The 25,678-nt window shown below is 64.2% G+C and carries 19 protein-coding genes; 14 read left to right on the top strand and 5 right to left on the bottom strand.

All coding sequences use genetic code 11. The annotated features are described in order from the left end of the window. The first annotated feature begins 180 nt into the window (after window positions 1-180). Window positions 181-1,755, top strand: a complete 1,575-nt coding sequence (locus tag ABGT83_RS08630) for a helix-turn-helix transcriptional regulator (RefSeq protein WP_346687037.1) — start codon at window positions 181-183, stop codon at window positions 1,753-1,755. Next, window positions 1,745-4,231: an N-6 DNA methylase gene (locus ABGT83_RS08625; RefSeq protein WP_346687035.1), complete on the top strand. Its 2,487-nt coding sequence runs from the start codon at window positions 1,745-1,747 to the stop codon at window positions 4,229-4,231. Before ABGT83_RS08630 ends, ABGT83_RS08625 begins: the two co-directional genes overlap by 11 nt. A gap of 413 nt (window positions 4,232-4,644) precedes the next feature. Here the strand turns inward: ABGT83_RS08625 and ABGT83_RS08620 are convergent, their stop codons facing one another. Then, window positions 4,645-6,486 (bottom strand): FAD-dependent oxidoreductase, encoded by a 1,842-nt coding sequence (locus tag ABGT83_RS08620; RefSeq protein ID WP_346687033.1) that lies wholly within the window; start codon window positions 6,484-6,486, stop codon window positions 4,645-4,647. A gap of 256 nt (window positions 6,487-6,742) precedes the next feature. Between ABGT83_RS08620 and ABGT83_RS08615 the strand changes: the two genes are divergently transcribed. The 3 genes from ABGT83_RS08615 (at window position 6,743) to ABGT83_RS08605 (ending at window position 10,863) form a co-directional block, all read left to right on the top strand. Continuing rightward, window positions 6,743-8,305, top strand: a complete 1,563-nt coding sequence (locus ABGT83_RS08615; RefSeq protein WP_346687031.1) for a helix-turn-helix transcriptional regulator — start codon at window positions 6,743-6,745, stop codon at window positions 8,303-8,305. Window positions 8,306-8,431: 126 nt separating this feature from the next. Next, window positions 8,432-8,563: a hypothetical protein gene (locus ABGT83_RS08610; protein ID WP_346687029.1), complete on the top strand. Its 132-nt coding sequence runs from the start codon at window positions 8,432-8,434 to the stop codon at window positions 8,561-8,563. Window positions 8,564-8,772: 209 nt separating this feature from the next. Beyond that, window positions 8,773-10,863, top strand: a complete 2,091-nt coding sequence (locus tag ABGT83_RS08605; protein WP_103264758.1) for a glutamine synthetase III — start codon at window positions 8,773-8,775, stop codon at window positions 10,861-10,863. A gap of 63 nt (window positions 10,864-10,926) precedes the next feature. On the opposite strand, the gene ABGT83_RS08600 is transcribed toward ABGT83_RS08605, so the two are convergent. From ABGT83_RS08600 to ABGT83_RS08590, 3 genes are all read right to left on the bottom strand, one after another. Continuing rightward, window positions 10,927-12,204 (bottom strand): MFS transporter, encoded by a 1,278-nt coding sequence (locus tag ABGT83_RS08600; protein WP_103264759.1) that lies wholly within the window; start codon window positions 12,202-12,204, stop codon window positions 10,927-10,929. 77 nt (window positions 12,205-12,281) lie between these two features. Then, the gene (locus ABGT83_RS08595; RefSeq protein WP_346687027.1) at window positions 12,282-13,580 is read right to left on the bottom strand and encodes a sensor histidine kinase; all 1,299 of its coding nucleotides are present in this window, start codon (window positions 13,578-13,580) and stop codon (window positions 12,282-12,284) included. After that, window positions 13,574-14,266, bottom strand: a complete 693-nt coding sequence (locus tag ABGT83_RS08590; protein WP_346687025.1) for a response regulator transcription factor — start codon at window positions 14,264-14,266, stop codon at window positions 13,574-13,576. Before ABGT83_RS08590 ends, ABGT83_RS08595 begins: the two co-directional genes overlap by 7 nt. Before the next feature lie 164 nt (window positions 14,267-14,430). On the opposite strand from ABGT83_RS08590, the gene ABGT83_RS08585 reads away from it, so the two are divergent. From ABGT83_RS08585 to ABGT83_RS08545, 9 genes are all read left to right on the top strand, one after another. Next, window positions 14,431-15,420, top strand: coding sequence for a polyphosphate polymerase domain-containing protein (locus ABGT83_RS08585; protein ID WP_346687023.1), 990 nt, complete (start codon window positions 14,431-14,433; stop codon window positions 15,418-15,420). After that, on the top strand, window positions 15,413-16,108 hold the full coding sequence (locus tag ABGT83_RS08580) for a DUF4956 domain-containing protein (RefSeq protein ID WP_103264763.1): 696 nt from the start codon (window positions 15,413-15,415) through the stop codon (window positions 16,106-16,108). The genes ABGT83_RS08585 and ABGT83_RS08580 overlap by 8 nt, the downstream gene beginning before the upstream one ends. Before the next feature lie 172 nt (window positions 16,109-16,280). Continuing rightward, a complete protein-coding gene (locus ABGT83_RS08575; protein ID WP_346687022.1) occupies window positions 16,281-18,215 on the top strand; it encodes a carbohydrate-binding domain-containing protein in 1,935 nt (644 codons plus the stop codon). Beyond that, complete coding sequence (locus tag ABGT83_RS08570) at window positions 18,187-18,486, top strand: hypothetical protein (RefSeq protein WP_187143278.1); 300 nt, start codon at window positions 18,187-18,189, stop codon at window positions 18,484-18,486. The genes ABGT83_RS08575 and ABGT83_RS08570 overlap by 29 nt, the downstream gene beginning before the upstream one ends. 32 nt (window positions 18,487-18,518) lie before the next feature. Next, window positions 18,519-19,034, top strand: coding sequence for an RNA polymerase sigma factor (locus ABGT83_RS08565; RefSeq protein WP_346687020.1), 516 nt, complete (start codon window positions 18,519-18,521; stop codon window positions 19,032-19,034). Further along, window positions 19,031-21,136: a beta-propeller domain-containing protein gene (locus ABGT83_RS08560; protein WP_346687019.1), complete on the top strand. Its 2,106-nt coding sequence runs from the start codon at window positions 19,031-19,033 to the stop codon at window positions 21,134-21,136. The genes ABGT83_RS08565 and ABGT83_RS08560 overlap by 4 nt, the downstream gene beginning before the upstream one ends. A gap of 349 nt (window positions 21,137-21,485) precedes the next feature. Beyond that, a complete protein-coding gene (locus ABGT83_RS08555; RefSeq protein WP_103264767.1) occupies window positions 21,486-22,409 on the top strand; it encodes a branched-chain amino acid transaminase in 924 nt (307 codons plus the stop codon). Between the two features lie 230 nt (window positions 22,410-22,639). Continuing rightward, on the top strand, window positions 22,640-24,223 hold the full coding sequence (gene cimA, locus ABGT83_RS08550; RefSeq protein WP_346687017.1) for a citramalate synthase: 1,584 nt from the start codon (window positions 22,640-22,642) through the stop codon (window positions 24,221-24,223). 1 nt (window position 24,224) lies between these two features. Continuing rightward, a complete protein-coding gene (locus tag ABGT83_RS08545; RefSeq protein ID WP_103264769.1) occupies window positions 24,225-24,527 on the top strand; it encodes a YerC/YecD family TrpR-related protein in 303 nt (100 codons plus the stop codon). Between the two features lie 150 nt (window positions 24,528-24,677). Here the strand turns inward: ABGT83_RS08545 and ABGT83_RS08540 are convergent, their stop codons facing one another. After that, window positions 24,678-25,640, bottom strand: a complete 963-nt coding sequence (locus ABGT83_RS08540; protein ID WP_346687015.1) for a hypothetical protein — start codon at window positions 25,638-25,640, stop codon at window positions 24,678-24,680. Window positions 25,641-25,678 lie beyond the last annotated feature (38 nt).

Here is a 25,678-nt window from a genome sequence, read left to right as displayed (position 1 = left end):
TGCTCGAACGCATGCATTCCTACTGGTTCGCAGTGTAGAAAAAATCTGGGCGCGAACCTCACATGGCATAGGTGAATTTCTCCGTTTTCACCCGTTTGACAGGGTGCGAGACGTTATGGTGTATATGGGAAATCTGGGATCGCGCCGCCCAGCGGCGCGTTTCGCATCGAGGAGGACGCAATGTCCGGTCAAAGCGCTCGCGTCTTCGATTCATACAGCGTCGGATTCGCGATATACCTTGTTTTGAGCTCGACCTCCGCATGGGGGCTGCTCTGGCTTGCTTCCATGTCGCCGTTTTCGTTCAGCGGCATGGGCGGTGCCGAGACTGCCCGCTCCATCGGCTACATAGGCGTTCTGGTCGTGTTCGGGCTGGGATGCCTGTATCTGCCTGCGCAATGCAAACGCGATACGACATACCATTCCACGGTCTGCTTGATCGCGGGGTATGCGGGACTGTTTGCCGCGATGCACGTACCCAACGATGCGCTGATACTGGTTTCGGCGGTCCTCATCGGAGCGGGCTCATCGCTGTCGTTCATCGTGTGGCAGCGCCTGTTCGCCGAACAGGATGTCGATGCGGCTGCATCCAGGATCATCGTCGGTTCGGCACTTTCGGCCGTATTCTACCTTGCCGTGGCCTTCATTGCGTGGCTCTGGCTCTATATGGTCGTGCTGTTCTGCTTCGTGGTACTGAACGCGCTCTTTCTGCGACACTGCAGGGGGAACGTGTTCGATCGAGCTTCCGGCGGCATCATCGTCGGTCAAAGCGGTGCCGGAACGTTCGCGAATATCGTAAGCAGCACGTGGCGCTACATGCTGTGCACGGCCGCCATCGGCTACGTCGGCGGCGTGTCGCGCATGTTCGCCCAGCAGGCGGGCGGCTCGTCTACGGTACTGAACGCCACGCTGGCCTTGGGGATGCTCGCGGCCGCAGCGAGTTTGGCGATCGCGTGGGACAAGGTGCGGGGACGACTGTCGTTTTCGGCGGTGTATACGGCACTGTTTTTGGCCGTCATGACGGGGTTCTTGTTCCTGCCCTTCTTCGATGCGGGGTATCGCGTGCTGTTCGCCGGCCTTGCGAACGCGGCCTTCTCAGTCGTGTCCATCTTCATGATGCTCACGTGCATCAAGATAGCGAAGCTTCGGCAGGTTGATCCTATCGCCGCGTTCGGCGTGTTCTCCGCCATCGTGTACGGCGGGGTGCTGGTGGGCCGGGCAGTGGGCGACGCGCTCGGCCAGACCTTCGATGTGTCGCAGATACTCGTCATCGCGCTTTTGTCGACGTATGTGCTCTCGTTCGCCGGCGTGGTGGTCAACCTCCGGCGGGGAGGACGGGCCGATCATGAGTTCGACCCGATCGCGGGCGCGCCTTCAGATGAGGGTCCGAGATCGGATCGCACGGGAATGGATACGCCTGGAAAAACGCGTTCGGCCGGAGGCGCCGAGGCGGTTGAGGATCCCCAGGCACCTATCCGACCGCTCGTGCGCAACGTCATCGTCGCGCAAGATATGGTCCCGGTGTGCAGCCGCATGATGAAGAAGACATACGGGCTGTCGAACCGCGAGACCGATGTGCTCGAGCTCATCATACGCGGGCGCGACGTCGCCCGCATGTCGGAAACCCTGTTCGTTTCGGAGAACACGGTGCGCTCACATTGCAAGAACCTGTATCGCAAGCTGGGAGTGCACAATAGGCAGCAGGTGTTCGACCTGGTGGAGGAGTATAGAGAGAGGGAGGAATGCCATGTCGATTGAGACGAGGCGCCTCGAAGAAGTGGCTGACGTGCTCGACGAACGCTGCGGCGCGGTTCGCGGCGTGCAGCGCCTGCTGAGGCGCGGCCCGTATCCGCTGTACGTGGAGACGGGAACCGTTCCGTTCGACGATTATGCTTTCGATGGTACGTATCTGCTGCTGGGATCGGTGTGCAACGTGGAGGCGCCCGATGGGTGCCTGCGCGTGGTCGAGGCGCACGGAAGGTTCGCCGCAACCGATCTGTATCACGTGATAGCCTGCGAGTGTGACGAGGACATCGCGTACCTGCGGCTGATCCTGTCGCGCATTCCCGCTCACGCACACGCGGACGTGAGCGGGCAGACGGTTCGCCTGTCCGAGAACAGCCTCCGCCATATCCGCGTGCCTTGGCCGGACGTCGCCGTGCGTCGCGCGTTCGTGCGGTTCATGGAGGAACGTGAAGCGGCGGTTGCCGAAGATGAGGAGCGGGCGCGACGGCTCTTCGACGAAGGGGCGGCACGCTATCTCGAAGCGACGGCAGCCTCGTCGGAGACGTTCCGGCTCGACGAGGCGTGCACGGTGCACGAAGGTCGGCCGCTCGACGCATCGGCTCGCGCTCGCGAAGGGTCTGTCGCGGTGGTGTCATCGCAGGGAATCGTGGGCTCGACCGACGAGGCGGGTGTGCCAGGGCCGTGTCTGGTGCTCGGCCAGGCGGGGCAGTACGTGCTCGGCCGGCGCATGGAGAGAAGCGCGTACCCGCTGGCAGACTGCGCTGCCGTGACGGTTGCCGATGGCACGTCGATAGGATTCGAGACACTTGTGCTTGCGCTTGCCGCCGCGGGCGTGCGGCCGCGCCTGCGGGTGGCGGGGCGTGCTGTCGACGCGTTGGCGATGTCGCTCGAGCGTATTGGCGAGCTGGAGGTGCGTGCAGTTCCGCAAGAAGAGCGGCGCGCGTTCCAAGATGAGGCGGTTCGGACGATCAAGGAGATCGATCGGCTTGAGGCGCGTGCCGTTCGGATGCGAAAGCAGGTTGAAGACACGGCGCGCAGGTTGATGGAATGCAGCGACGATGTGGAAGCCAATCTGTTGTCGAGGGCGTGGGCGGACGATGCGGATCAGAAGGCGTGCGCTGTCGAGTCGGGGAAACGCGGATGCGCGGCTGGGGCGGATGCGCGCATGGCGATTGGTTCTGCGTTTTCTGCGACCGGTTGCACGTGCGGGACCGACAACGGAACCGATATGGCGGCGAAAGCGCTGCTGTCCGGACTCGTGCAGGAAGTGCGCTCAAACATGGCTCATGCGGCTGGTACGCCCCGTTCGTCCTTCGATGCCGCTTGGGAGATTCTGCCGCTGCTCTTCTTGCGCTCGGTCGACCGGGGAGACCGGTGGAAGGGCATCGCTACTGCGGGCGATCCTGCTGCTGCGGCGGACCTTCAGCTTGAAGCGCTGGCCGCCGAAGAGCCGATGCTTGCCTTCCTCGAAGCGCTCACCGGTGCATCGTCGGCGTTGAACGCGCACGAGCGAACGCGGATTATCCGTGAACTCGATGAGCTGGCTCCGGCTGCGTGCACGGGAGCGCTCGTCAGATGGCTTGCGCTCGCATGTCAGACGGAGCTTGTTTCCAAGGGTTCGCTCACTTCCGAGCGTCACCTCGATGCACCGTGTCCTCGCACGGTAATCGATCTGTTAGCCGACGTTGCCCGTGCGTTCGCGCCGAATGCGGCGCGTGCATTCGATCCTTGCATGCGTGATGGCTCCGTGCTTGCGGCGATTCGTGAACGTTTTCCGCAAGCTGCTCTCGCGGGTCAGGTTGAGCGGTTTTCGGATGCGCTTGCATCCGCGTTGGCTGCTCGGTGCGAAGGCTGGTCGTTCGAGCAGGACTCGGTGCGGACGGGGCCGTCGCTTACGGACGATCGATTCTCAGGTGTGATGTTCGACCTGGTTGCATCCGTGCTGCCTCCGAACCAGGGGGAGTGGTGCGTTTCCGCTCCCGATCCGGCTGATCTGCGCTGGGCCTTCGGCGTGCCTCCGCGGAATAAAGCGAATCTCGCTTGGCTACAGCATGCCCATGCGCACCGGGCGCCAGGCGGATACGCAGTGCTGCTTGCGGCGAACGCGCTTCTGCATGAAGGACGGGGTTGCGAACCCGCAGTCCGTGCCGAGCTTATCGCGTCGGGATGCGTGCGTGCGGTGATAGCGCTTCCCGGCGGCCTGTTCGACGACGATCGTCCGCCGCTTTCGATCGTCGTTCTGGGGGATGCGCGCGCAGGGGAATGCGAGACCTTGTTCGTCGATGCGCTCGCCAGCGGTACTCCGAGCGTTCCGCTGGGGTGGCCGCCGCGCCGCACGTTCGACCCGGCCGTAGCGCGATGTATCGCAAGCCTGGTCGAGCAGTGGGCGCGCACGGGAGCATGCGACCCTTCGGTCGGCTTCGCGCGGAGCGTGCGCAAGGCCGACGTTGCGGCGCTGGGCGCCTTGACGCCGTGGTCGTTCGTCTGATCAGCAACGGCATATCGGACACGTCAAGCTATTCGATATCATCTCCTCGTGTCTTCGCCGCGTTTGCACCTGCATTTCGCGCTCGGCACTATCGCACGATGGAGTGCGCCGATGCGGAGCGCCAGAAAAAGCGCCGGTTTGGCACGCCGGCCCGGTACAGATTTCAAATGGAGAACGTGCCGACTGGGGTTTTGCAGCGCTGTCGGAACATCTGGGCTCGAAAGGCCCTGTCTTCACCCGAATCCGTGCCAAACCGGCCTGTTTTCTGGCAGCGCGTTCCCGAACGAGGATAGCGGAGAGCCGCCCGGCGGGGAGGGAGGGGCCAGGCGGCTCTTGCACATGGCGGGTCGCGGCGGGAATGCCGCGGTGAAGTCCCGCACTGTCGGAATGGTGCTCCGGGGCAGCCTCGAGGCCTACAGCTTCGAGGGCGTCACCGTGTTGATGCGGTCTTCTTCGGGCATGTTCCCACTCGGGATCTCAAGGTCGGGGATCTCCTTGTCAGCATCGCCGCCGGCGGCGTTGATGCCGGCGATGCGTCCGAAGGTCAGGCAGCGACCGTGGTTCGTACCGGGGCAGATGGTGGGGTAGTCATTAGAGAAGTACTCGCCGCCTGCGGCGCCGCACACGTACAGGCCCTCGATGGCGTTGTTCTCCTCGTCGAGCACGTGGCACGCGGTGTCCTGGCGCAGGCCGCCCGATGCCGCAAGCAGCGTGGACACCAGCTGGCCGGCGAAGAACGGAGGCGTATCGACGGGCCACAGGATTTCTGGGCGCTTGCCGAAGTCGTCGTCGTTGCCCTTGGCGGCCAGTTCGTTGTAGCGCGCCACGGTAGCTTTCAGGCCCTCGGCGTCGATGCCCGCCTTCTCTGCCAGCTCGTCAAGTGTGTCGGCCTGGAACAGCAGCCCTTGCTCGATCTTGGCTTCGCGCAGCTTCAGCTCCACCTCCATATCGAAGGGCACGCCGTAGCGACGGTACTGCTGGTCGGACGAGATGCCGCCGGAGATGCCGTCGTTGCACGACTGCGCGAACTTCTCAAGCGAGTTGGCATCGTAGATGGTGAACGCCTTGCCCTCGGGCTGGTAGGACTTCACGCACGACTTGGACTGGGTGTTCACGTCCTCGTTCATGAAGCGCTCGCCGTTCTTGTTCACGTGTAGGAAGTTGTAGCTCTGCGCGCCTGACTCCAGGTGGATGGTGGCGCAGTGGGGTTCGGACTCCTGCATGGCGCCACCCACCCACAGGGCCTGTTTGTGCAGGTCGCCCGTGGAGATGCCGAAGGGGATGTACAGGCGGCTGTCGGCGTGCCAGGTGAACGGCTGGTAGCGGCTGCGCATCTCGTCGTCATCCAGGTAGTCGCCGGCGGCGATGATGACGGATTTTGCGTTGATCTTCGTGTAGTTGCCCTCTTCGCCCACGATGGCGCCTGTCACGGGGCCGTCTCCGTCGCGCACAAGACGAGCGCACGGCGTGCTGTATCGGTACTCGACGCCCAGCTTTTCGCCTTCGGCGATGACTGCGGGGATGAGCACGGCCATGCCGAGTCCCGTGGACACGCCGTCGAGGTAGACGAAGTCAGTGCTGTCATCGTAGAAGAAGTGCGTGATAGGCTCCTCGGTGTAGTCGGGGCCCTTGTAGAAGCCGGCCCAAAGCGTCGGGTGCAACCCGGAATCGGCCACGAGGTCCACGAGCCAATCCATGCAGGCGCCGGACTTCTTCGCGAACTGCCACATGAGCGGCTCCTTCACGCGGACGGTCGCCCATTCGATGAGGCGGCGGACCACATGGGAGTAGTCGGCTTCCTGGAACCAGCCCTCGCCCGCGTACTGCTTCACGATCTTCGAGCCGTAAGCCGTAATGTGGCCGCCGCGGCCCGACCAGGTGTCCTGCTTGTCTATGCAGAGCGTCTTGGCGCCTTGCTCGGCTGCGGTGACCGACGCGATGGCTCCGGCGAAGCCGCAGCCCACTACGAGCACGTCCACGTCTTCGGTGCCTTTGATCTGGTCTTCGGCGATGTCCTCCGGCGGTGTCAGGAACGTCCAGTTCACTGCGGCGTTTGCGCCAAGCGGGTTGTTGGCGAGCGATGCGGAGTCGGCCGTCCCTGCGCTAGCGGCGCCGGCATCCCCGCTCGACTGGCTCGCCGGCGCGCATCCTGCAATGCCCGCTCCCGCTACGCCGAGGCCTGCCAGGCCAGCGCCCACCAGGAACTGACGGCGTGAGACGCCCTGCTTCGAAGTCTGTTCTCGATTCTCTTTCATGGTGCTCCCTTCCTCCCTTGTTCTGCCTCCGTTCCACCCCGTCGATCGACGGGGCCGGTTCGGGTTGCTGTCGCATCCCGGGTACGAGCGCACCTTACCGCCGCTATACAGCATCACGCCATCCCCCCTACGCGGTAAATTCGCAGGTGAGAACATCTACCCCCGGAAGGGGTAGGAACGAGAGCGGCGCATTTTGGCGCGCTGTGATAGGATGAGCCGCATGCTTGGCGGATGCTCAGGGAGGGGCGTTTTGGTCATGCGCAACGAGAACGGCTCGAAGTTTGGATCGGCTGCCGAAGCGGGGTACGACCACGACGCGCGCGGAACCGTGACCGGCTGGAACGAGCGACATGCGATGCTCGCGTCGTTTCTGCGCGAAATGCGCCTGCATCCCCGACTGTCGGCTGGCTTCGGCTTGTTCTGGACATGGGTGTGGCTCGTGTTCCAGACGACGTTGTTCAGCCCCACGTTCCTGGACGAGCTCGACTTCATTCTACCTGGTTGGGTCGTGCCGCTTTCGGCCTATGCGCTGACGTTCCTCCTGCTGGGATTTCTGCTTAAGCTGAAAGGGATCGTCCCTCAGGGGCGCTGGTACCTCGTCTGCATACCGGTCTCCATGTCGATGGGCGTCGGCTTGTGCGGCATGCTGACATACTCGCCCCTTACCGTTTTTTCCGTTAACGCTGCCGTCACGTGCTTCGGCGGTCTGCTCATGGGCGCAGGCACGGCCTGCTTGCATGTGGAATGGGGTCGGGTCCTGGGCGATTTGGGTCCTCGCACAACTATCCTGCACGGTGTGGTGGGAACGGTGTTCGCAGCGCTTCTGACCGTGCTCATCACCTTTCTGCCGGATGCCGTGGTGTGGCTTGCGGCCATCGTTCTGCCCCCCGTGTGCATGCGGCTGCTCGTGCGGGACGCGCCGGCTACCCCCGCGATGCTCTCGCACGGGCTGGACGCGCCGCTGCACATCCCGCGCCGGTTTCTGGTGACATCGTTTACGCAAGGGCTTTCGTTCGGCATCGCGCAGGCCGTTCTGCTGCTGGGCGGGGTTGCAGGGCCGGTCGCGGCGCTTTCTGCCGCGAGCTTCGCGCTCTCGGCCGTGGCGCTGTTCGTGTGTGCGCTGTTTTTCCGCATGGACTTCAACCAGCTCATCTATCAGGTTGGGTTCTTCATTATGGCTGCGGGCTACCTGATTCTGGCGGTGGTCAGCCCCGATGCTTTGGGCGGACTGTTCATCCACACCATGGGGTACCGTTTCGTCGACATCATGATGTGGGCGCTGTGCACGTTCCTGATCAGTCAGCGCGGTCTACCGGCGAACTGGGTGTTTGCCATCACGACGTGCTTTCTGCTTTTGGGTCAAGTGGTCGGAGCGCTTGTGGGAAGCGGTGTGGTGTATGCGTTCGATATCACGGTCCACACAGCGCGCGATCTGGCGACGGTCATGGTGTTCGTCTTGCTGGGGGTGTCGCTTATCTTGAGCGACCGCAAGAACTTGCAGACGGGCTGGGGCATGGTGCGGCCCGGCGATATCGAAGAGCTTCCTGACAGTTTCGAGCGGGGTTGCGAGCTCGTCTGCCGGCGCTACGACTTGACCGCGCGCGAGCAGGAGGTGTTTGCTCTGCTCGCGCGCAATGTGCCGCGTGCGGATATCGGCGAGGTGCTGACGCTGTCCAAGGAGACGGTGAAGACCCACGTGCGCAACATCTATCGCAAAATGGATATCCACTCTCAGCAGGACGTATTCGCCGCTGTCGTCGCCGAGCAGCGCGCGCTCGGGATGGAAGAAGAGGGCGAGCTTGAGGAGGTGCGGATTTGAGCCCGTCGGCACGTTGGTCGGCGCGTCGCATGCGTCAGCGATCGGCATCCGATTCGGGCACGCCATCGCTCCGAGCGGCGCGCTGAATGCGCTTATGGCTGCGAAGGCGTTCAGACAGGAGGGGTGGTGACGCATCAGGTTGATGTCGATCCCGCGTCGGCTGCCGATATAAGGGGACGCGGCGTGAGCTTTGGCATCCATAGCAAGGAGGAGTTGCACCGGCTGGTGGAGGGCCTCCTGGCGCGCGAGGGTGCTTGAAAGCTTCCGCCGCCTGCGATCGACATTCGCGGCGCTCTTTCGCGTCCCGAAAAGAACCTGAAACATTTCGAGGTTAGTTTGAGAACCGTACGATGTCGATGCGAGCAGCCCCGACGTCGTGCTATCGTAGTGCGGTGCCGTTCGCAGCGGTGGTTAGTACGACGCGGGGAGGATACGCCTTGAAAGCGACGAATAAGGAGCGCACACCCATGGCGCAAGTTTCGGATATCTACGGCTCGATGGTGTTCAACGAGCACACGATGCAGGAGCGCCTGCCTTCTGCGACGTATAAAAGCCTGCTCAAAACCATCACCGAAGGCAAGCCGCTCGACATCGAAGTTGCCAATGTCGTGGCGCATGCCATGAAGGAATGGGCTATCGAGAAAGGCGCGACCCACTTCACGCACTGGTTCCAGCCGCTCTCCGGCGTCACCTCCGAAAAGCACGACGGCTTCCTCGACCCTACCGGCGACGGTCGTGCCATCATGAGTTTCTCGGGCAAGGAGCTCATCCAGGGCGAACCCGACGCGTCCAGCTTCCCGTCCGGCGGCCTACGCGCTACCTTCGAGGCGCGGGGCTACACGGCGTGGGATCCCACGTCCTATGCGTTCATCAAGGACGAGGTGCTGTGCATTCCCACGGCATTCTGCAGCTACACCGGTGAAGCTCTGGACAAAAAGACCCCGCTTCTGCGATCTATGAACGCCATCGAGGAGCAGACGAATCGCGTGCTCGCACTGTTCGGCGAGCCTCGCCAGCGCGTGGTCGCTACGGTCGGATCGGAGCAGGAGTTCTTTCTCATCCCCGAGAAGGAGTACGAGCGGCGCGAAGATCTCGTGCTCACCGGCCGGACGCTGTTCGGCTACGCACCGTGCAAGGGCCAGGAGCTCGAAGAGCACTACTTCGGTGCCATCCGTCCGACGGTCAATGAATTCATGAAGGAGCTCGACGACGAGCTGTGGGCGCTCGGCGTGCCTGCGCGCACCAAGCACAACGAAGTGGCGCCGGCCCAGCACGAGCTGGCCCCTATCTTCGCGAATGCCAACCGTGCCATCGATGAGAACCTGCTGACGATGGAAAAGATGCAGCTTCTGGCGTCGCATTACAACTTGGTGTGCCTACTGCACGAAAAGCCGTTCGAGGGCATCAATGGATCGGGCAAGCATAACAACTGGTCAATATCGGCCGGCAAGAAGAACTTGCTCGATCCGGGCGAGAGCCCTATGGACAACCTCCGGTTCCTCGTGTTTTTGACCTCCGTCATCCAGGCTGTCGACGAGTACCAGGAGCTCTTGCGCATGTCGGTTGCTTCCGCCGGCAACGATCATCGCCTGGGAGCGAACGAAGCGCCTCCGGCCATTATCTCTATCTTCCTGGGTGACGAGCTGGGCGCCATTGTGGATGCCCTGATCACGGGTACGGACTACACGAATGCCGAGCGGGTGGCTCTGGATCTGGGCGTGGCCGTGCTGCCGAACTTCCTCAAGGACAACACCGATCGCAACCGCACCTCGCCCTTTGCCTTCACCGGAAACAAATTCGAGTTTCGCATGCCCGGTTCTCACGTGAACCTGTCCGATGCCAATATGATCCTCAACACGGCCGTGGCGAAGAGCCTGAAAGAGTTCGCCGACGCGATGGATGGTTCCTCGGGCGAGGAATTCGAAGCCAAGGCCATAGCCTACATCAAGAAGACGCTTTCGGACCACCAGCGCATCGTATTCAACGGCAACGGATACTCCGAGGAGTGGCCCGTCGAAGCGCAGCGGCGCGGCTTGGCAAACCACAAGACCACAGCCGATGCGCTGCCGTGCTTCATCGAGCAGAAGAGCATCGACCTGTTCGCTGAATTCGACATCCTCTCCGAGACGGAGGTCCACAGCCGCTACGAGGTTAAGCTGGAGAAGTACAACAAGCTCATCAACATCGAGGCCCGCGTGATGAAGCGGATGGCGCGGCGCACCTACCTGCCCGCCATCAACCGCTATGCTTCTGAGGTCGCCGCGAGCGTGGTCGCGTTCAAGGAGGCCGTCGTCGGTGCTGAGACGGGCGCGCAGGAGGAGCTGCTCGCCGATCTGTTGGGCGGTATCAAGGAGATCAACGTGCAGCTGAAGGCACTTGACGATGCGTGCGCCACGGTCGAAGCGCTTGAAGACGAGTTGGCCAAGGCGAAATACAACGCCCACGAGCTTCTCCCCATCATGGAGGGCCTGCGCGCCGCGGTGGATGCCATGGAGATCATCACCGATCGCAATCATTGGCCGGTGCCCTCGTACAACAACATGCTGTTCTACGTCTGAGGTTCCGGCGGCTTGCCAGCCGCCACGTGCGGATGCTAGCAGGAGCAGCTGCGCGGGCGAGCGTTAGCGTCCTTCGAGCGCGCCGTCATCGCCGAATCGCGCGTTCTTTGCGGCGCATGCGTCTTTGACTCCGACGAGTGGGATGCTCGATCGCAGGAGCGCGACCCATCCCGCCAGCGCGGCGGCCATCGACGCAGCGATGATGACCCCCACCCCTACCACGTAGTTCGGCCACGGGAGTACGGCGACCAGCATCCCCAGGCAGCCGATGGCCGTGTGGGCGAAGTTGATGAGCGACGAGGCGGCCCCGGTGTCGCCTTCCTGCTGAGAGAGCAGAATGTTCGTGCTGTAGGGTCGGATGGCTGCTTCGCACAGCGCGAATACGAGGAATACGAGGCAGAACAGCGTCGGCCCCGCCTGGCCTACGGCCAGCATGGCCGCGCCCGACGCCAGCGCGACGCCCAGTACGATGCTGGTGAACCGTCGCGCCGATACGAAGTGCGAAGCGACGAGCCATACGAACGGTCCCGCCGCCGTGAGCAGTGCGGCGAATGCGAAGTACAGGCTGTACTCGAGCTCGGTCAGTCCGAAGAACGCGATGTACACGTACGATCCTACGGCGATGTAGGCCATGAACGGCAGATTGAACGACCCGACGATGGCCAGAAACGTCGAGAACCCTTTGTTGCGCGCCACGACGCCGAGCTGCTTCACGCTGCCGAGCACCGTGCCCTCGTAGCGCTCTCCGACGGGCAGTGTCTCCTCGAACAGCAGCGCCAGCGCCGCGCATCCCAGTCCGATGGCTGCGAGCACCCAGAACGTCATGCGCCAGTCGGCCACCTGCAGGATAAGCGCGCCCGCTACCGGTGCGAGCACCGGCCCCACCACGAACATCACCTGCACGATGGACAGCAGCGCCTCGCGCCGTTCGGGCACCACCGCGTCTTTCACCACGGCGGTGGACACTGCGCTCACCGCGCCCGCGCCCAGTGCCTGCAGCACGCGCATGGCGATGAGCATGCCGATGCTGCTCGACACTGCGCACAAGGCGCTGGCCAGAGCATACGTTAGAATGCCGGTCACCAGCACGGGCTTGCGGCCGTATCGGTCGCTTGCGGGACCGAACGCCAGCAGCCCCACGGCGAAGAACAGAAAGTATCCCACGAGCGTGAGGTTCACCATCGCCTCGGACGTGTCGAAGTGCTCGGTCATGTGCGGCACGGCCGGCGTGTACATGTCCAGCGACAGGGGAGTGACCAGCGAGGTAATGACGAGCAGCGCGATGAGGCCCAGTGGGCCCAGCCGCCGTTGCGGTCGCGTCAGCCATGAGTGAAGCGCCATGTGTAGGATTCTCTCTCCTCAGCGAGTTCGAACGGATTCGGACGAAGCCCCATTATAGAGGACTTCGCGAGCGTCCGTTACTCGCAGACCGGCAGCGCGAGGGTGAAGGTGGTGCCGCTGGCCTCGTCGCTGGCGGCGGAGAGGGTTCCGCCGTGCTCCTCAGCGATGGCGCGGGCGATGGCCAGGCCCAATCCGTAGCCGCCCTCGTCGCGCGTACGGGCCTTGTCGCCGCGGTAGAAGCGATCGAAGACGTGCGGCAGGTCCTCGGGCGCGATGGCGAAGCCGGTGTTGCGCACCGCAAGCTCCACACGCCGCGGGCTCCGGCGCAGCTCGACGTTCACTTGGCCTCCCTCGTCGGCGTACTTGCAGGCGTTGTCCAGCAGCGTGCCCGCGAGCTTGCGCAGGCGGTTCACGTTGCCGCGTATCTCTACGCTTGGCTCAAGCTGGGAGCGAAGCTCCACCCCGCGTTCGAACGCCACGGACTCGAACTGCAACAGCTCGCCCTCCACGAGGTCGGCCAGATCGAGCCGCTCCATCGAGGGCTTCGACGCGCTCTCGTCCGCCTGCGCGAGCAGCAGTAGGTCGCCCACCAGGCCCTGCATCTGCTCGGCCTCGTGCTGCGTGCTCTCCACCCACTGGCTCTGGCTGGCCACGCTGCGTTCGGGGTGCTCCATCAGGATGGACGTGTTCGCCAGGATCACCGTGAGCGGCGTCTTCAGATCGTGCGACGCGTCGGCCACGAACCGGCGCTGCCGCGTCCATGCGTCCTCTACCGGCCGCAGCGCCCAGCGCGAGAAGAACACGCTGATCACCAGGAACGCCGCTAGCGCCGCCACGCCCACGCCCGCCAGCGTGAGGGCGAGCGCCTGCCAGCCGTTGGCTGCGCTCATGTCAGCGAACGCGAGGTAGGCGGCCCCGCCCGCGACGCGCTTCTCGTAGAAGAGCCCCAGCCCGTCCAGGCTGCCGAATCCGCCGGGCGCGTCAGCTAGCTGCGCGGCGGCCTGGGCCAGCACGTCATTGGCGAGCGAGGCCGTCGTGCGCGCCTGCACGGCTTCGAGCGCACCGTCCTCGCCCGCCAAGAACACGGCCACGGGGATGGTCGGGTTCGACCCGCCGCGCTTGCCGCCGATCTCGGGCGGGGTCGCGCCTTCGGGCGCCGTGTCGGACGGCGCCTGTCCGGCCAGCGGATCCACGCCGCCGAACGGCCCGTTCGCCGCCTCGCCCGCGTGCACCACGGCCGCGTCGAGCGCCTCCTGCACGCGCGCGACGCTCTGCTGGTAGTCGATGACGCAGATGGCGGTGAACACCACGGCCAGCACCACGGTCACGGTGACCATGTTGAGCGCGACGAATTTGAGGCGCAGCTTCCTCAGCATGGCACGCTCTCCTCCGCGCCGGCGGCGAAGCGGTAGCCGGCTTTGCGCAGCGTCTCGATGCGCGCCGTGGAACCGAGGAACTTCATCTTCTTGCGCAGAAACGACACGTAGGCCTCCACGTTATTGTCCTCGGCGCTCGATTCGATGCCCCACACTTTGGCGATGATCAGGTCTTTCGACACCACCTGGCCGGCGTTGGTCATGAGTACCTTCGCCAGGCAGTACTCCTTGTAGCTCAGGTGGATGGACTTCCCGCCGCGCGAGAGGTCGTGGCTTTCCAGGTTGAGCTCGAGGTCGCCGGCGGCCAGCTTCTCGAACAGCACCTCGCCCTGACGGCGCGTGAGCGCGCGCAGGTGGGCCAAGAGCTCGGCAGGCGAGAAGGGCTTGGTCATGTAGTCGTCCGCGCCGCTGTCGAGGCCGGTTATCTTGTCGGGCACGGCGTCGCGCGCGGTGAGCAGCAGCACTGGCGTGCTCACGTTCTCGCGACGCAGGTCGGCCACTACGGCGAACCCGTCCATTTTCGGCAGCATCACGTCCAGGATGATCACGTCGTACATCCCGCTTTCAGCCCAGGCCAGCCCGGTGGCGCCGTCGTGTACGACGTCGGCGCCGTAGCCGTTCTCCTCCAGAATGTGCGCGAGCGCCCGCGCCAGCCGCACGTCGTCCTCGACGATGAGAGTCTGCATGTTGGGCCCGCCTTCCTCGCGCTGCGTCGCCTCCTATTGTATCGCCGATGCTGAAATCTCCCTGAAAGAACCGGCATGTCGAGCCCATGGCGGCATCCCCTTTCAGGGTTTTTTCAGCGTCGGCGGCTAGGATGGCCGTCATGCTGGAAGGAAAGGAACCCGATATGGCAACATTCACCGACGTGTTCGAGCGGAAGGAAGTCAAGTACCGCCTGAGCGCCCGCCAGGCCGAGGAGATGCGCCGCGCGCTGGCGGGACGTCTTGCGCCCGATGAGTACGGCCGCACGAGTGTGCGCAGCCTCTACCTGGACACGCCCGAGCGCGCCCTCATCGAGCGCTCGCTCGACAAGCCGCTGTACAAGGAGAAGCTGCGGCTGCGCAGCTACGGCGCGCCCACGGGCGACGGCCTCGTGTTCATCGAGATCAAGAAGAAGTTCAAGGGCATCGTGTACAAGCGCCGCGTGGGATGCTCGTACGCGGCGGCTCGTGCGTATTTGGGAGGCGTGCCCTACGAGGAGGCCTGCGCGCGCTTCCCGCTGGTCGACCCGATGGCTGCGGCCGAGTCGTGCGCGCCGCGCAGCCTGCAGATTGCGGCCGAGATCGACCGGTTTATGACTTGGCATGCGCCGCTTGTGCCGTCCATGCTCATCCGGTGCGAGCGTGTGGCCTACGTGCCCGTGCTCGACGCGCTCTCGGGCCAGCCGCCTGCCGATGTGCCGTCCGACCTGCGCATCACGTTCGACGAGTGCGTCGCCTACCGCGATTTGTTTGCAGCGCCTGCGGTTCCCACCAGCGGATCCGCGCGTGCGCTTTCAGCTCTTCTCCGCGCCGACGAGTCCGTCATGGAGATCAAGGCCTCGGGCTCCTTCCCGCTGTGGCTCGTGGCCGCGCTCGATGCGTGCCGCGCCTACCCAACGTCGTTCTCCAAGTACGGCGCGGCGTACCGCGCATGCATGAGCGCTCCGGCCGTCGCGTCGGCGATCGCGCAGCCGGCAGCAGAAGTTTCTGCGACTGCGCGCGTGGACGCACGGGCAGCGCATGCGCACGCAGTCGCCGACCAGAAGGCCGGCTGCCTTGCGGTGACTTTGCTCGCTGGCCGTCCGCGCCGCTTTCGAGCAACGACTTCGGCGAAGAAGGGAGGCTGCTGTGCTTGATACGGCGTTGAACTCCGTTTTCGGAACGGCCGAATCGCTCGTTGCGAGCGTGTCGACCATCGATTTCCTTGTATGCTGCCTGTCGTCCATCGTGCTGGGCGCGGCCGTGGCGGCCATCTACATGTTCCGCCACACCTACTCGAAGAACTTCGTAGTGACGCTGGCGCTTTTGCCGCTCATCGTGCAGATGGTCATCACGCTCGTGAACGGCAACTTAGGCGCGGGCATCGCGGTGATGGGCGTGTTTAACCTCGTGCGTTTCCGCAGTATTCCCGGCAGCGCAAAGGATATCGGCAGCGTGTTTCTGGCCATGGCCATCGGCCTGGCGACGGGCATGGGATTCATCGTGCTCGCGGTGCTGTTCACGGTCATCGTGGCGGTGGTGAACGTGGTGTATGTGCTCACGCCGTTCGGCAAGCAGAAGGAGCCGGAGAAGACGCTCAAGATCACCATCCCCGAGGACCTGGAGTACGACGGCGTGTTCGACGGTGTGCTGGCGCGCTACACTGACGAGCACGAGTTGGTGGAGGTGCAGACCACCAACATGGGCAGCCTGTTTCTGCTCGAGTACGCGGTACACATGAAAGCTCCCGGCATGGAGAAGCGGATGATCGACGAGGTGCGGCGCTTGAACGGCAACCTCAAGGTCGTGCTCGGGCGCGCGGCGGCTGGTAAGGATGTGCTGTAGGATGAAAACTACTTTGTTGAATGGTTTCTGTGGGCGCCGCGGGGCAACGCCCAGTCGCTCAAACAGTCCTCGCTGCGCAGGTGCGCGGCGCCGCGAAGCGAAGCGAAGCAAGTCCCCGAAGGGGAAACTCGCTTGGTGGGCGTTGCCTCGCGCCGCGGGTCGCGGCATTGCCATGGTCGCTTTGTGCATCGTGCTTGCCGGGGCGCTTGGGTGCGCGGGGTCCGAGGTTGACGGGTCGGGGGAGACGGGGGATGTTGTTGCTTCGTCTTCCTCTTCGACTGAAGCGACGACTTTCGAGGAGGTGGCGGCTGCATTCGATGCTGCGGCGCTCGATATGGAATACTCGAACCGCGACAAGGATGCTTCCTACGACGAGGCTTCGGCCACGCGCATCGTGCTCGATGGGTCGTCGGCTGCGGTCGATGGCGACGGAGCGTCGGCCGAGGGGTCTACGGTGACTATCTTGGCCGAGGGCACGTACGTCGTATCTGGCACACTTGACGACGGCCAGCTGGTGGTGGACGCTGCGGACACCGACAAGGTGCAGGTGGTGCTGGCGGGCGCGGCCATCCATAACGAGGATGGGCCGGCGGTGTACGTGAAGCAGGCGGACAAGTGCTTCGTCACGTTGGCGGACGGGACGACGAACACGCTCACCGACGGCGCGGAGTACGTGCTCGAAGACGGTACGGACGAGCCCTCTGCCACGTTGTTCAGCTGTGACGATCTCACGATCAACGGGTCGGGCATGCTGACGGTGACGAGCGCGTACCGGCATGCGATCTGCTCGAAGGACGATTTGGTCATCACGGGCGGCACCTACGTGGTGGACGCGGCGGAGGATGCGCTGCGCGGGCGCGATTGCGTGAAGATCGCGGACGGCAATTTCACGCTCACGGCGGGCGGCGATGGCATCAAGTCGAACAACGACGGAGACGCCACTCGCGGCTTCGTCTCTATCGGCGGCGGCACGTTCGCCATCGAGGCCGGCGACGACGGCATCCAAGCGCAGACGTACCTGCGCATCGCGGGCGGCGAGCTGGACATCGCGGCTGCCGACGACGCGCTGCATTCCGACCTTGAGGGCTTGCTTGCGGGCGGCTCGCTTGCCATCGAGGCCGGTGACCATGCGTTCCACGCCGAGACGAAGCTCGTCATCGACGACGGTACGGTGGACGTGACCGGCTGCTACGAGGGCTACGAGGCCGAGAAGATCTACGTGAACGGCGGCGAAACCCACATCGTTGCTAGCGATGACGCCGTGAACGCGGCTGCGGCCGACCTGACGGGCGATGAGGCTGACGCGACGACGACAGCGACCGATGCGGCCGCGCTGTCCGACGCCGCGCCCGAGGGCAACGGCGAGCTTTCTGCTATGGATGGCAGCACGATGCCCCAAGACGGCGCGATACCCGACGGCGGCGATCACCCCGCCATGGGCGAGCGGCAGCAGAACGGCGGCGCGCCCGACAACGCGTTCGCCGAGGCCGGCGCGCCCACCATGGGAGACGAGAACTGTCTCGTCCAGATCAACGGCGGCTCCATCGTGCTCGATTCGGCGGGCGATAGCGTCGACAGCAACGGCAGCGTGGAGATCACCGGCGGCATGCTGCTGGTGAACGGCCCCCTGAGCGGCGGCGACGGTGCGTTCGACTACGACCTCACGGCCACGGTGACCGGCGGCACGGTGCTCATGGTGGGTTCCACCGGCATGGCGCAGAACTTCACGAGTGGCACGCAGCCCTTCGCGTTCGCCACCGTAAGCGGCAACGCCGGCCAGAGCGTGGCCGTGGTGGATGCCGACGGCACGGTGGTAGCCTCCCTCACGGCGACCAAGCAGTTCGGCATGGTGCTGGCCAGCTCGCCCGCGTTCGAAGAGAGCGGCATGTACTCGCTCGTCATCGGCGGCCAGGTGAATGGCGCGAACGCCGACGGCTACACCGACGACGGCTCCGTGAGCGGCGGCACGACCACCCAGATCGCCGTCTCCACGACGGCTGCCGGAGGCATGGGCGGCCTTGGCATGGGTGGCGATCCTATGGCCGCCGGCCAGGGCGGCGACGTCCGACACGGCATGCGTGGCGGTGGTATGGGCGCTGGCGCTTAACTACGATCGCTTATCGTCCTGGGATAAATATCCGGCGTTCGAAAGCCAGGTCGTTCACGGTTTCTACCTGCTTGGCGGTTTGGCGCTGGACGGCTTCGATGAAGCGCTCGTCAAGCTGCGGGTTTATGCCAAGCACGTCGGCGACGTCGTCGAGGCGCGAGAGGTCGTATTAGGAGGGACCTCGGAAAGGTTTTCGGAAAGGACCTTGGAAGCTTTTTCGGCGGTTTGCGAAAATCGATGCAACATACACGTCGTTCGCGTACTCTTATAGCAAAGACGTCTTGGAGAGGGGCGCGGCTAATCATGGATGCGCGAACGTTCGCGAGTCGCTACGGCGCGGTCTACCACGACCTGTATCGATTCGCGCTTTGCATGATGGGGCGGGCCCACGACGCGGAGGACGCGGTGAGCGAGGCGGTCCTCGCCGGATTCCGGCAGCGCCACCAGCTCAGGAGCGACGAGGCGTTCAAGTTGTGGATGTTCGCCATCCTGGCCAACGTGTGCCGCAAGAGGCTGAAAGGGGCCGCGCGCGTGGAGCCGGTGGCCGACTTCGCCGCGGCGCGCACGCGGGAGCCCTCGGCTGCGTTCGACGGAAGACCGCTGTCGGACGACAGCGCTGGCGATCTGCGGGAAGACGTGCGCGCGGCGTTCGCCGCCGTGAGCGAGGAGGAGCGGCTCATCGTGTCGCTTTCGGTGTTCGGTGGGTACACGAGCGCGGAAATAGGCAGCGTGCTCGAGCTGAACGCCAACACGGTGCGCTCGAAGCGCAAGCGCGCTTTGGAGAAGATGGCCGCGGAATTGAAGGAAGTGGCGCAATGACGCGGAGCGAAGACGAGATCATGAAAGCGATCGACGAGGCGACGCGCGACATCGCCGTGCCGGAGGCTTTGCGACCACAGGCGATCGAGGAGCTGCTGGAAGCCGCGCAGGCAGAAGAGCGCGTGCAGGTGCACGAGCGCGTGCAAGCTCAGGAGCATTCGCCTTCCACCGCCGCGCGCCGCGCATCGTCCGGCTGGCGCAGGTGCGCGCTTCCGTGGGGCATCGCCGCCTGCTTCGTGCTGCTTGCGGGAGCGGGACTGGTCGCCGGTCGCGCGCTTCCACCCTCGAACGGCGCGGGCGAAAACGCTGCTTCGGCTGGCCTCGGAGCGGCGGACGATGACTCGGAAGCGCCGACAGCCGATCCCGACACGCCGATCGACAGCCGCATAACCGCAGCGGAGAGCTATGACCAGGTGAGGCATTGCTTCGAGACGTACGCAGCCGAGCAGGAGTGTCTTTCTGCATCCAACGGGGGCGCTATCGTGTTCGACGAAGCACCCGCTGCCAAGGATATGGCGGTGCCGGAATCCGCCGATGCCGCTGGGTCGAGTGCGCAATCCGCGCGAAGCGGCTCGACCGCGTCCGCTGTGCCGACCGCCGACCACTCCGACACGAACGTGCGCACCGAGGGCGTCGACGAGGCCGATATCGTCAAGACGGATGGCGAGCACCTCTTCATCCTGCAGGACAGCGCGACCGAGATCGCGGTGGTCGACGCGACGGATGACGCCATGCGCAAGGTGGGCAGCATCGTCGCGAGCGATCAAGGCCAGATCGCCGAGTTCTACGTGCGCGACGGCAAGGCGTTCGTGCTTGCCAACGTCTCGCTCGTCAGGACCGACGAAGACGGGACGGAGGTCTACGGCGGTTCCGAGATGCGGCTCGAAACGTTCGACGTGACGGACGCGCGCAACCCGAAATCCCTCGGCTCGGTGTCGCAGAGCGGCTGGTACCAATCCTCGCGGCTCGTGGACGGCTATCTGTACCTGTTCAGCACCTACGCCGTGCCCTACGCTTTGGAAGAAGACGACATCGAGCCCTTCATCCCCCGCGTGGCCGGCCAGGCGGTTGCCTGCCAGGACATCTACCTGCCTCCCCTCGCCAGCGCAAACCAGTACTTGGTCATCGCCTCGATCAACGTGGACGATCCCACGCAGACGGTCGACCAGAAGGCGGTACTCTCGGATTCGAATTCCCAGTACGTGAGTGCGGGGAACATCTACGTGTACGAGAACGCGCGGTCGTTCATGCCGCTTGCGCGATCCGGCGAGGCGGACGATCAGGGCCGTATCACGGTGCGCAAGATCGCCTACCATGATGGGAAGCTGGAGGGTGTGGCGCAGGCGAAAGTGAGCGGCACCTTGAACGACAGCTTCAGCATCGACGAGCACGAGGGCATGCTGCGCCTCGTCACCACGCTGAGCAGCTGGGATGCGGAAGGCGCGCAGACCACCTCGACCAACGAGGTGCACGTGCTGGACGAGAACCTCGAGGAGGTCGGTTCCATCACGGGCCTCGCGGAGGACGAGCGCGTATACTCGGCGCGCTTCTTTGGTGACACCGCGTACTTCGTCACGTTCCGCGAAACCGACCCGCTGTACACGGTGGATCTGAGCGATCCGGCGAATCCGCAGATCATCGGCAGCTTAAAGATCCCAGGCTTCTCGGAGTACCTGCATCCGTACGGTGAGGGCCGACTGCTGGGCATCGGCATGGACGTGGATGAGGAGAGCGGTGTCACGAACGGGATGAAGGTGACAATGTTCGACGTGTCCGACCCGGCGGACGTGCAGGAGGCCGACACGTTCGTCATCGAGGGCGCGTACGGCTCCGATGTTTTCTCCGACTACCGCGCGGCGCTCGTCAGCGTCGAGCGCAACATCATCGGCTTCTCGGGATATGCCGACCGCGAGACGTACTACGTGTTCGACTACGACGACAGGGAAGGGCTCGACCAGATCATGGCCGAGGAGGTTAACGGCGGCACCTGGGTGGGCACGCGCGGGGTCTTTATCGACGATACCTTCTACGTTGTGAAGGGCAACGCCGTGGAAAGCTACCGTATCGGCACCTACGAGAAGGTGGACGACGTGCTGCTGTAAAATGCGACGCCTTTCGAAAAACGGAGAAAGCTCGATCCGGAAGGCGCATCCAAACACGTTTCCTGCGTTCCTTCATCAGCGTTTCGCCGAAGGCAGAATCGAGTGTCCGGCAGGATCGACGGCGCGTGCGGGCCCTTTTTGTCGCTTTCGTTGAAAATCCCCGCCGTTGCCGGAACGGGCGCGCGCTCTTTAGCCGATTAGAGTACAATGAGCGAACGAATTATCCGAACGAAACCCGCACGTCAGACCGCATGGACTTGCTTTCTTCCCGCCCGACTGCGCGTCGGGGAGGATCGAGGCGAACGCATGGGGGCGGCGCCCGAGGCTCATACGAGGAAAGGCACGCGTTATGGCAGACATCACCGAGGTCGAGTATATTTGGAAAAACGGGGAGATCGTCCCGTGGGCCGAGGCGACGACGCACGTCCTGTCCCACTCGCTGCACTACGGTTCGGGCGTGTTCGAGGGCATCCGCTGTTATCAGAGTCCCGAGGACAACATGAGCTATGTGTTCCGCCTGCGCGACCACATGGAGCGCCTGCACCGCAGCTGCAAGATCGCGCTCATCGATCTGCCGTATTCGGTGGACGAGCTGTGCGAGGCTACGCTCGAGGTCATCCGCAAGAACAATCTTCCGTCGTGTTACATCCGCCCGCTCGTGTACCGCGGCTACGGCGTGATGGGCGTCGATCCTACCGGCGCGCCAACCGACGTGGTCATCGCCGTGTGGCCGTGGGACTCCTACCTGGGCGCCGACGCGCTCGAGAACGGTGTGGCCGTGGGCGTGTCCTCCTGGCGCCAACGCACGAACAACTCCATTCCGCCCTCGGTGAAGGCAACCGCCTCCTACATGAACTCCATCCTTGCAAAGCTCGAGGCTAAAGAGCACGGTTACGCCGAGGCCATCCTGCTTAACGAGGCAGGACTTGTGTGCGAGGGCACGGGCGAGAACCTGTTCGTCGTGCGTGACGGCATCCTGTCCACGCCTCCTTTGTCCGACGGCCTGCTGGAGGGCATCACGCGCGACACGGTGCTCTGCCTGGCTGACGATCTGGAAATACCCGCCATCGAGGAGAGCCTCACGCGCTCCGACCTCTACGTGGCCGACGAGGTGTTCATGACCGGGTCGGCCGCCGAGCTCACGCCCATCGGCAGCGTCGACGGCCGCGTGATCGGCAAACCCGGCGAGATCACGCGCGCGTTGCAGGATCGCTACTTCGACGTCGTGTACGGCAAGGTCGAAGAGTACGCCGAATGGGTCACCGAGGTCTAAAAAGCTTCATCGGCCTGCCGGCCGCCGGAACCCACCGACGCTGCGGGGCGCCGCGGCGCCCGGCCTTGCCGCTCCAAGCCCTCGTCGCGTACAGAGTACGCTTCCTCGGGCTTTCACGGCAATTCCGCGCACCTCGGCGTCCCTCGCTGACTCACTGCGCCAACCGGCGCGGCAATGTTCGCGCTTCGCGCGAACCGTCGCGCTCTTCTTGACCTGGAAAGGATGCGTTCTTGACGAGGATCTTCACCTATGACAGCACGCTGCGCGACGGCGAGCAGAGCGAGGGCATCGCGCTGTCGCTTGAGGATAAGCTGCGCATCGTCGAGCGGCTCGACGCGTTCGGCATGGACTTCATCGAAGGCGGCTACCCCGCTTCGAATCCGAAGGATATTGCGTTCTTCGAGCGCGTGCGTGCAATGCCGCTCAAGCATGCGAGCATTGCGGCGTTCGGTTCCACATGCAAGAAGGGGGTGGCTCCCGAAGACGATCAGGGCCTCGCCGATCTTGTAGGCAGCGGTGCGCCTGCGGTCACCATCGTAGGCAAGACCTGGGACGAGCAAGTCACCCGCGCGCTTCTGACCACGCTCGACGAGAACCTGCGGATGATCCGCGAATCGGTGGCGTACTTGAAGGCCCAGGGCTTGCGCGTTGTGTTCGACGCTGAGCACTTCTTCGACGGCTACAAGGCGAATCCTGATTTCGCGCTCGCATGCGTGCGGGCTGCAAGCGAGGCCGGGGCCGATTCCATCGATCTGTGCGAGACGAACGGCGGCGCGCTGCCCCACGAAGTGGAGGAAATCGTGCGTACGGTGGCCGAGGCGCTCCCTGGTCAGCAATTGGGTATTCATTGTCACGATGATTCGGGCTGTGCCGTAGCCAACACGCTGGCCGCTGTGCGCGCCGGCGCGACTCAGGTGCAGGGTACGGTCAACGGGTTCGGCGAACGCGTGGGCAATGCCGATCTGCTCACCGTCATCGCCGATCTCGAACTCAAGATGGGCTGTACATGCGTCGGCGCCGAGAATCTCCGTCAGCTGACCGGCGTGTCGCAGTTCGTGGCCGCGACATGCAATCTGTCCGTGCCGACCCATCATCCCTATACGGGCGCATCGGCGTTCGCTCACAAGGGCGGGTTGCACGCGAGCGCCATCGCGCGCTTCCCCGAAGCCTACGAGCATGCCCGCCCCGAAAGCGTGGGCAACACGCAGCGCATGCTCGTGAGCGAGCTCGCCGGTAAAGCCTCGCTTGTTGCGAAAGCGGCGAGCCTCGGCATCGATCTTGCCGCACATCAAGACAAGACGCAGGCCATTCTCGACGATATCAAAGCGCGGGAGGCTGCTGGTTACTCCTATGAAGTGGCTGACGGTTCGCTCGCGCTGCTGTTGCAGCGGCATCTGGGCGCGTATCGCCCGCATTTCACGCTGGAGAGCTTCCGTGTGATCGTGGACGACCATGAGGACACCGGCGCGCTCGCCAAGGACGCCATGAGCGAGGCTACCATCAAGATCCACGTGGACGATCAGCGCTTCGTTGCCACAGGCGAGGGCGCGGGTCCTGTCGGCGCGCTCGACAACGCGCTGCGCATGGCCATCACCGCGTTCTATCCGGCTGTCAACGAGATGGAGCTCGTCGACTTCAAGGTGCGCATCCTGGACGAGAATGTGGGCACCGACGCTATCACGCGCGTCGTCATCACCACGCGTGACAGTAGTGCCAGCTGGGGCACGGTGGGCGTGTCCGAGAACATCATTGAGGCGTCTTGGAACGCGCTGGTCGATTCGATCGAGTACGGCTTGATGAGAGCAGGAGCGTGACATGAGCGAGCTCAGGACGACTGAAGTAGACGATCTGCTGCGCGTCTTCGCCGCGCTCGATGACGAGGATACGATCTTCTCCCTGTTGGAGGACTTGTTCACTATTCGCGAGATCAAGGAAACGTCGCAGCGGCTGGCCGTTGCGCGGCTGCTGGACGCGGGACGGTCCTATGCTGTCATCGAGGAGGCCACCGGGGCTTCGGCCACCACGATCGCGCGCGTCTCGAAATGCCTGTCCTACGGCGCAGGCGGCTACACCGCCGCCCTGAACGCCCTCGACGACGCCGACAAGAAGCGTTCGTAGCATCCCGCAATCTGGGCCTGTCGAAGCCGATGGCCCAGTCGGATTCCTTGTCCTGCGCTCACCTCGGTACGAGAAGAGGCTGTTTCCGTTATGCCATCATCGAGACGGGGAAGCGCCGTCTGCGGGTACCGACGGCGGTTCGGCAGCGCGCTACCCAGCCACGGGCGCGGCGTCGTCGTCCGGGAGCGCGGGGGCCTGCGGCTTGTGCGCGGCCGGCGCCGGCAGTGCCACGGGGTCGCCGTACTCGTCGATCGTGCCGTTCGCACGTCCCTCCAGGTAGATCGCGCGCGCCTTGCCGCGGCGGAACGACACGTCGGCGCGGCCCGTGTGCAGCTGGTAGCAGTACCAGAACACGAACGGGATGCCGATGATGCCGTTGAACAGGCCCCATCCCGCCATGAAGTCGGGGTTGAACCAGGCGGCGCTGTTCATGATGGTGGGGAAGAGCGCCGGGAAGCAGCTGCGCAGCAAGAGGTGCGCGCCTAGCGTGTAGATGCGCCCGGTGATGTAGAGCTCAGGCCGGCGCATGACGATGGGGTACAGCTCGGCCGCCGCCAGGATGCAGCAGGTCGAGGCGAAGAACTCGTGGCCCTCGGCGTACACGAAGCACGCGTTCCAGGTGGTGTACAGGAAGTTCCACATGGGCACGGTGTAGGACAGGATCTCGCCGTGGCTCGAGGTGTCGTACTTCCAGAACTTGTCGCCGAGGGGCATGGTGACGCACAGGATGAAGCCGGCGAGCGCGTTCATCATGTTGCCCATCTGCACGTCGCGCAGCGTGGCCTCGGCGATGTTGCAGAACACGATGCCGTACAGCGCCCAGCGCACCCAGCGCTTGCGCATGGTCCGCCAGAACGGCGTGTCCTTCTGCTCCACGGCGGCGATGCGCCCGAGGCCGGCGAAGATGAGCGGCAGAATGACGGAGAGGTTCTTGGCCCAGCGGAACCAGTCGTCGCCGGGAATGTTGGCTATCCACAGCGGAATGGTGACGAGCGACACCACCCACACCCACATTGACGTGCGATAATGCCGTCGCATGAACTCGGTGAGCAGCATGAGCAGCACGGTGTACGCAACCATCGAGATCGGCGTGACCCACACAGGCACGGTCATGGCGAGGCCCCTTTCCCCCGGTGAAGCGGCTGCTGCCG

This window comes from Enteroscipio rubneri, assembly GCF_963929405.1.
Lineage (GTDB): Bacteria > Actinomycetota > Coriobacteriia > Coriobacteriales > Eggerthellaceae > Enteroscipio > Enteroscipio rubneri.
This window is presented reverse-complemented; position numbering and strand designations above follow the sequence as displayed.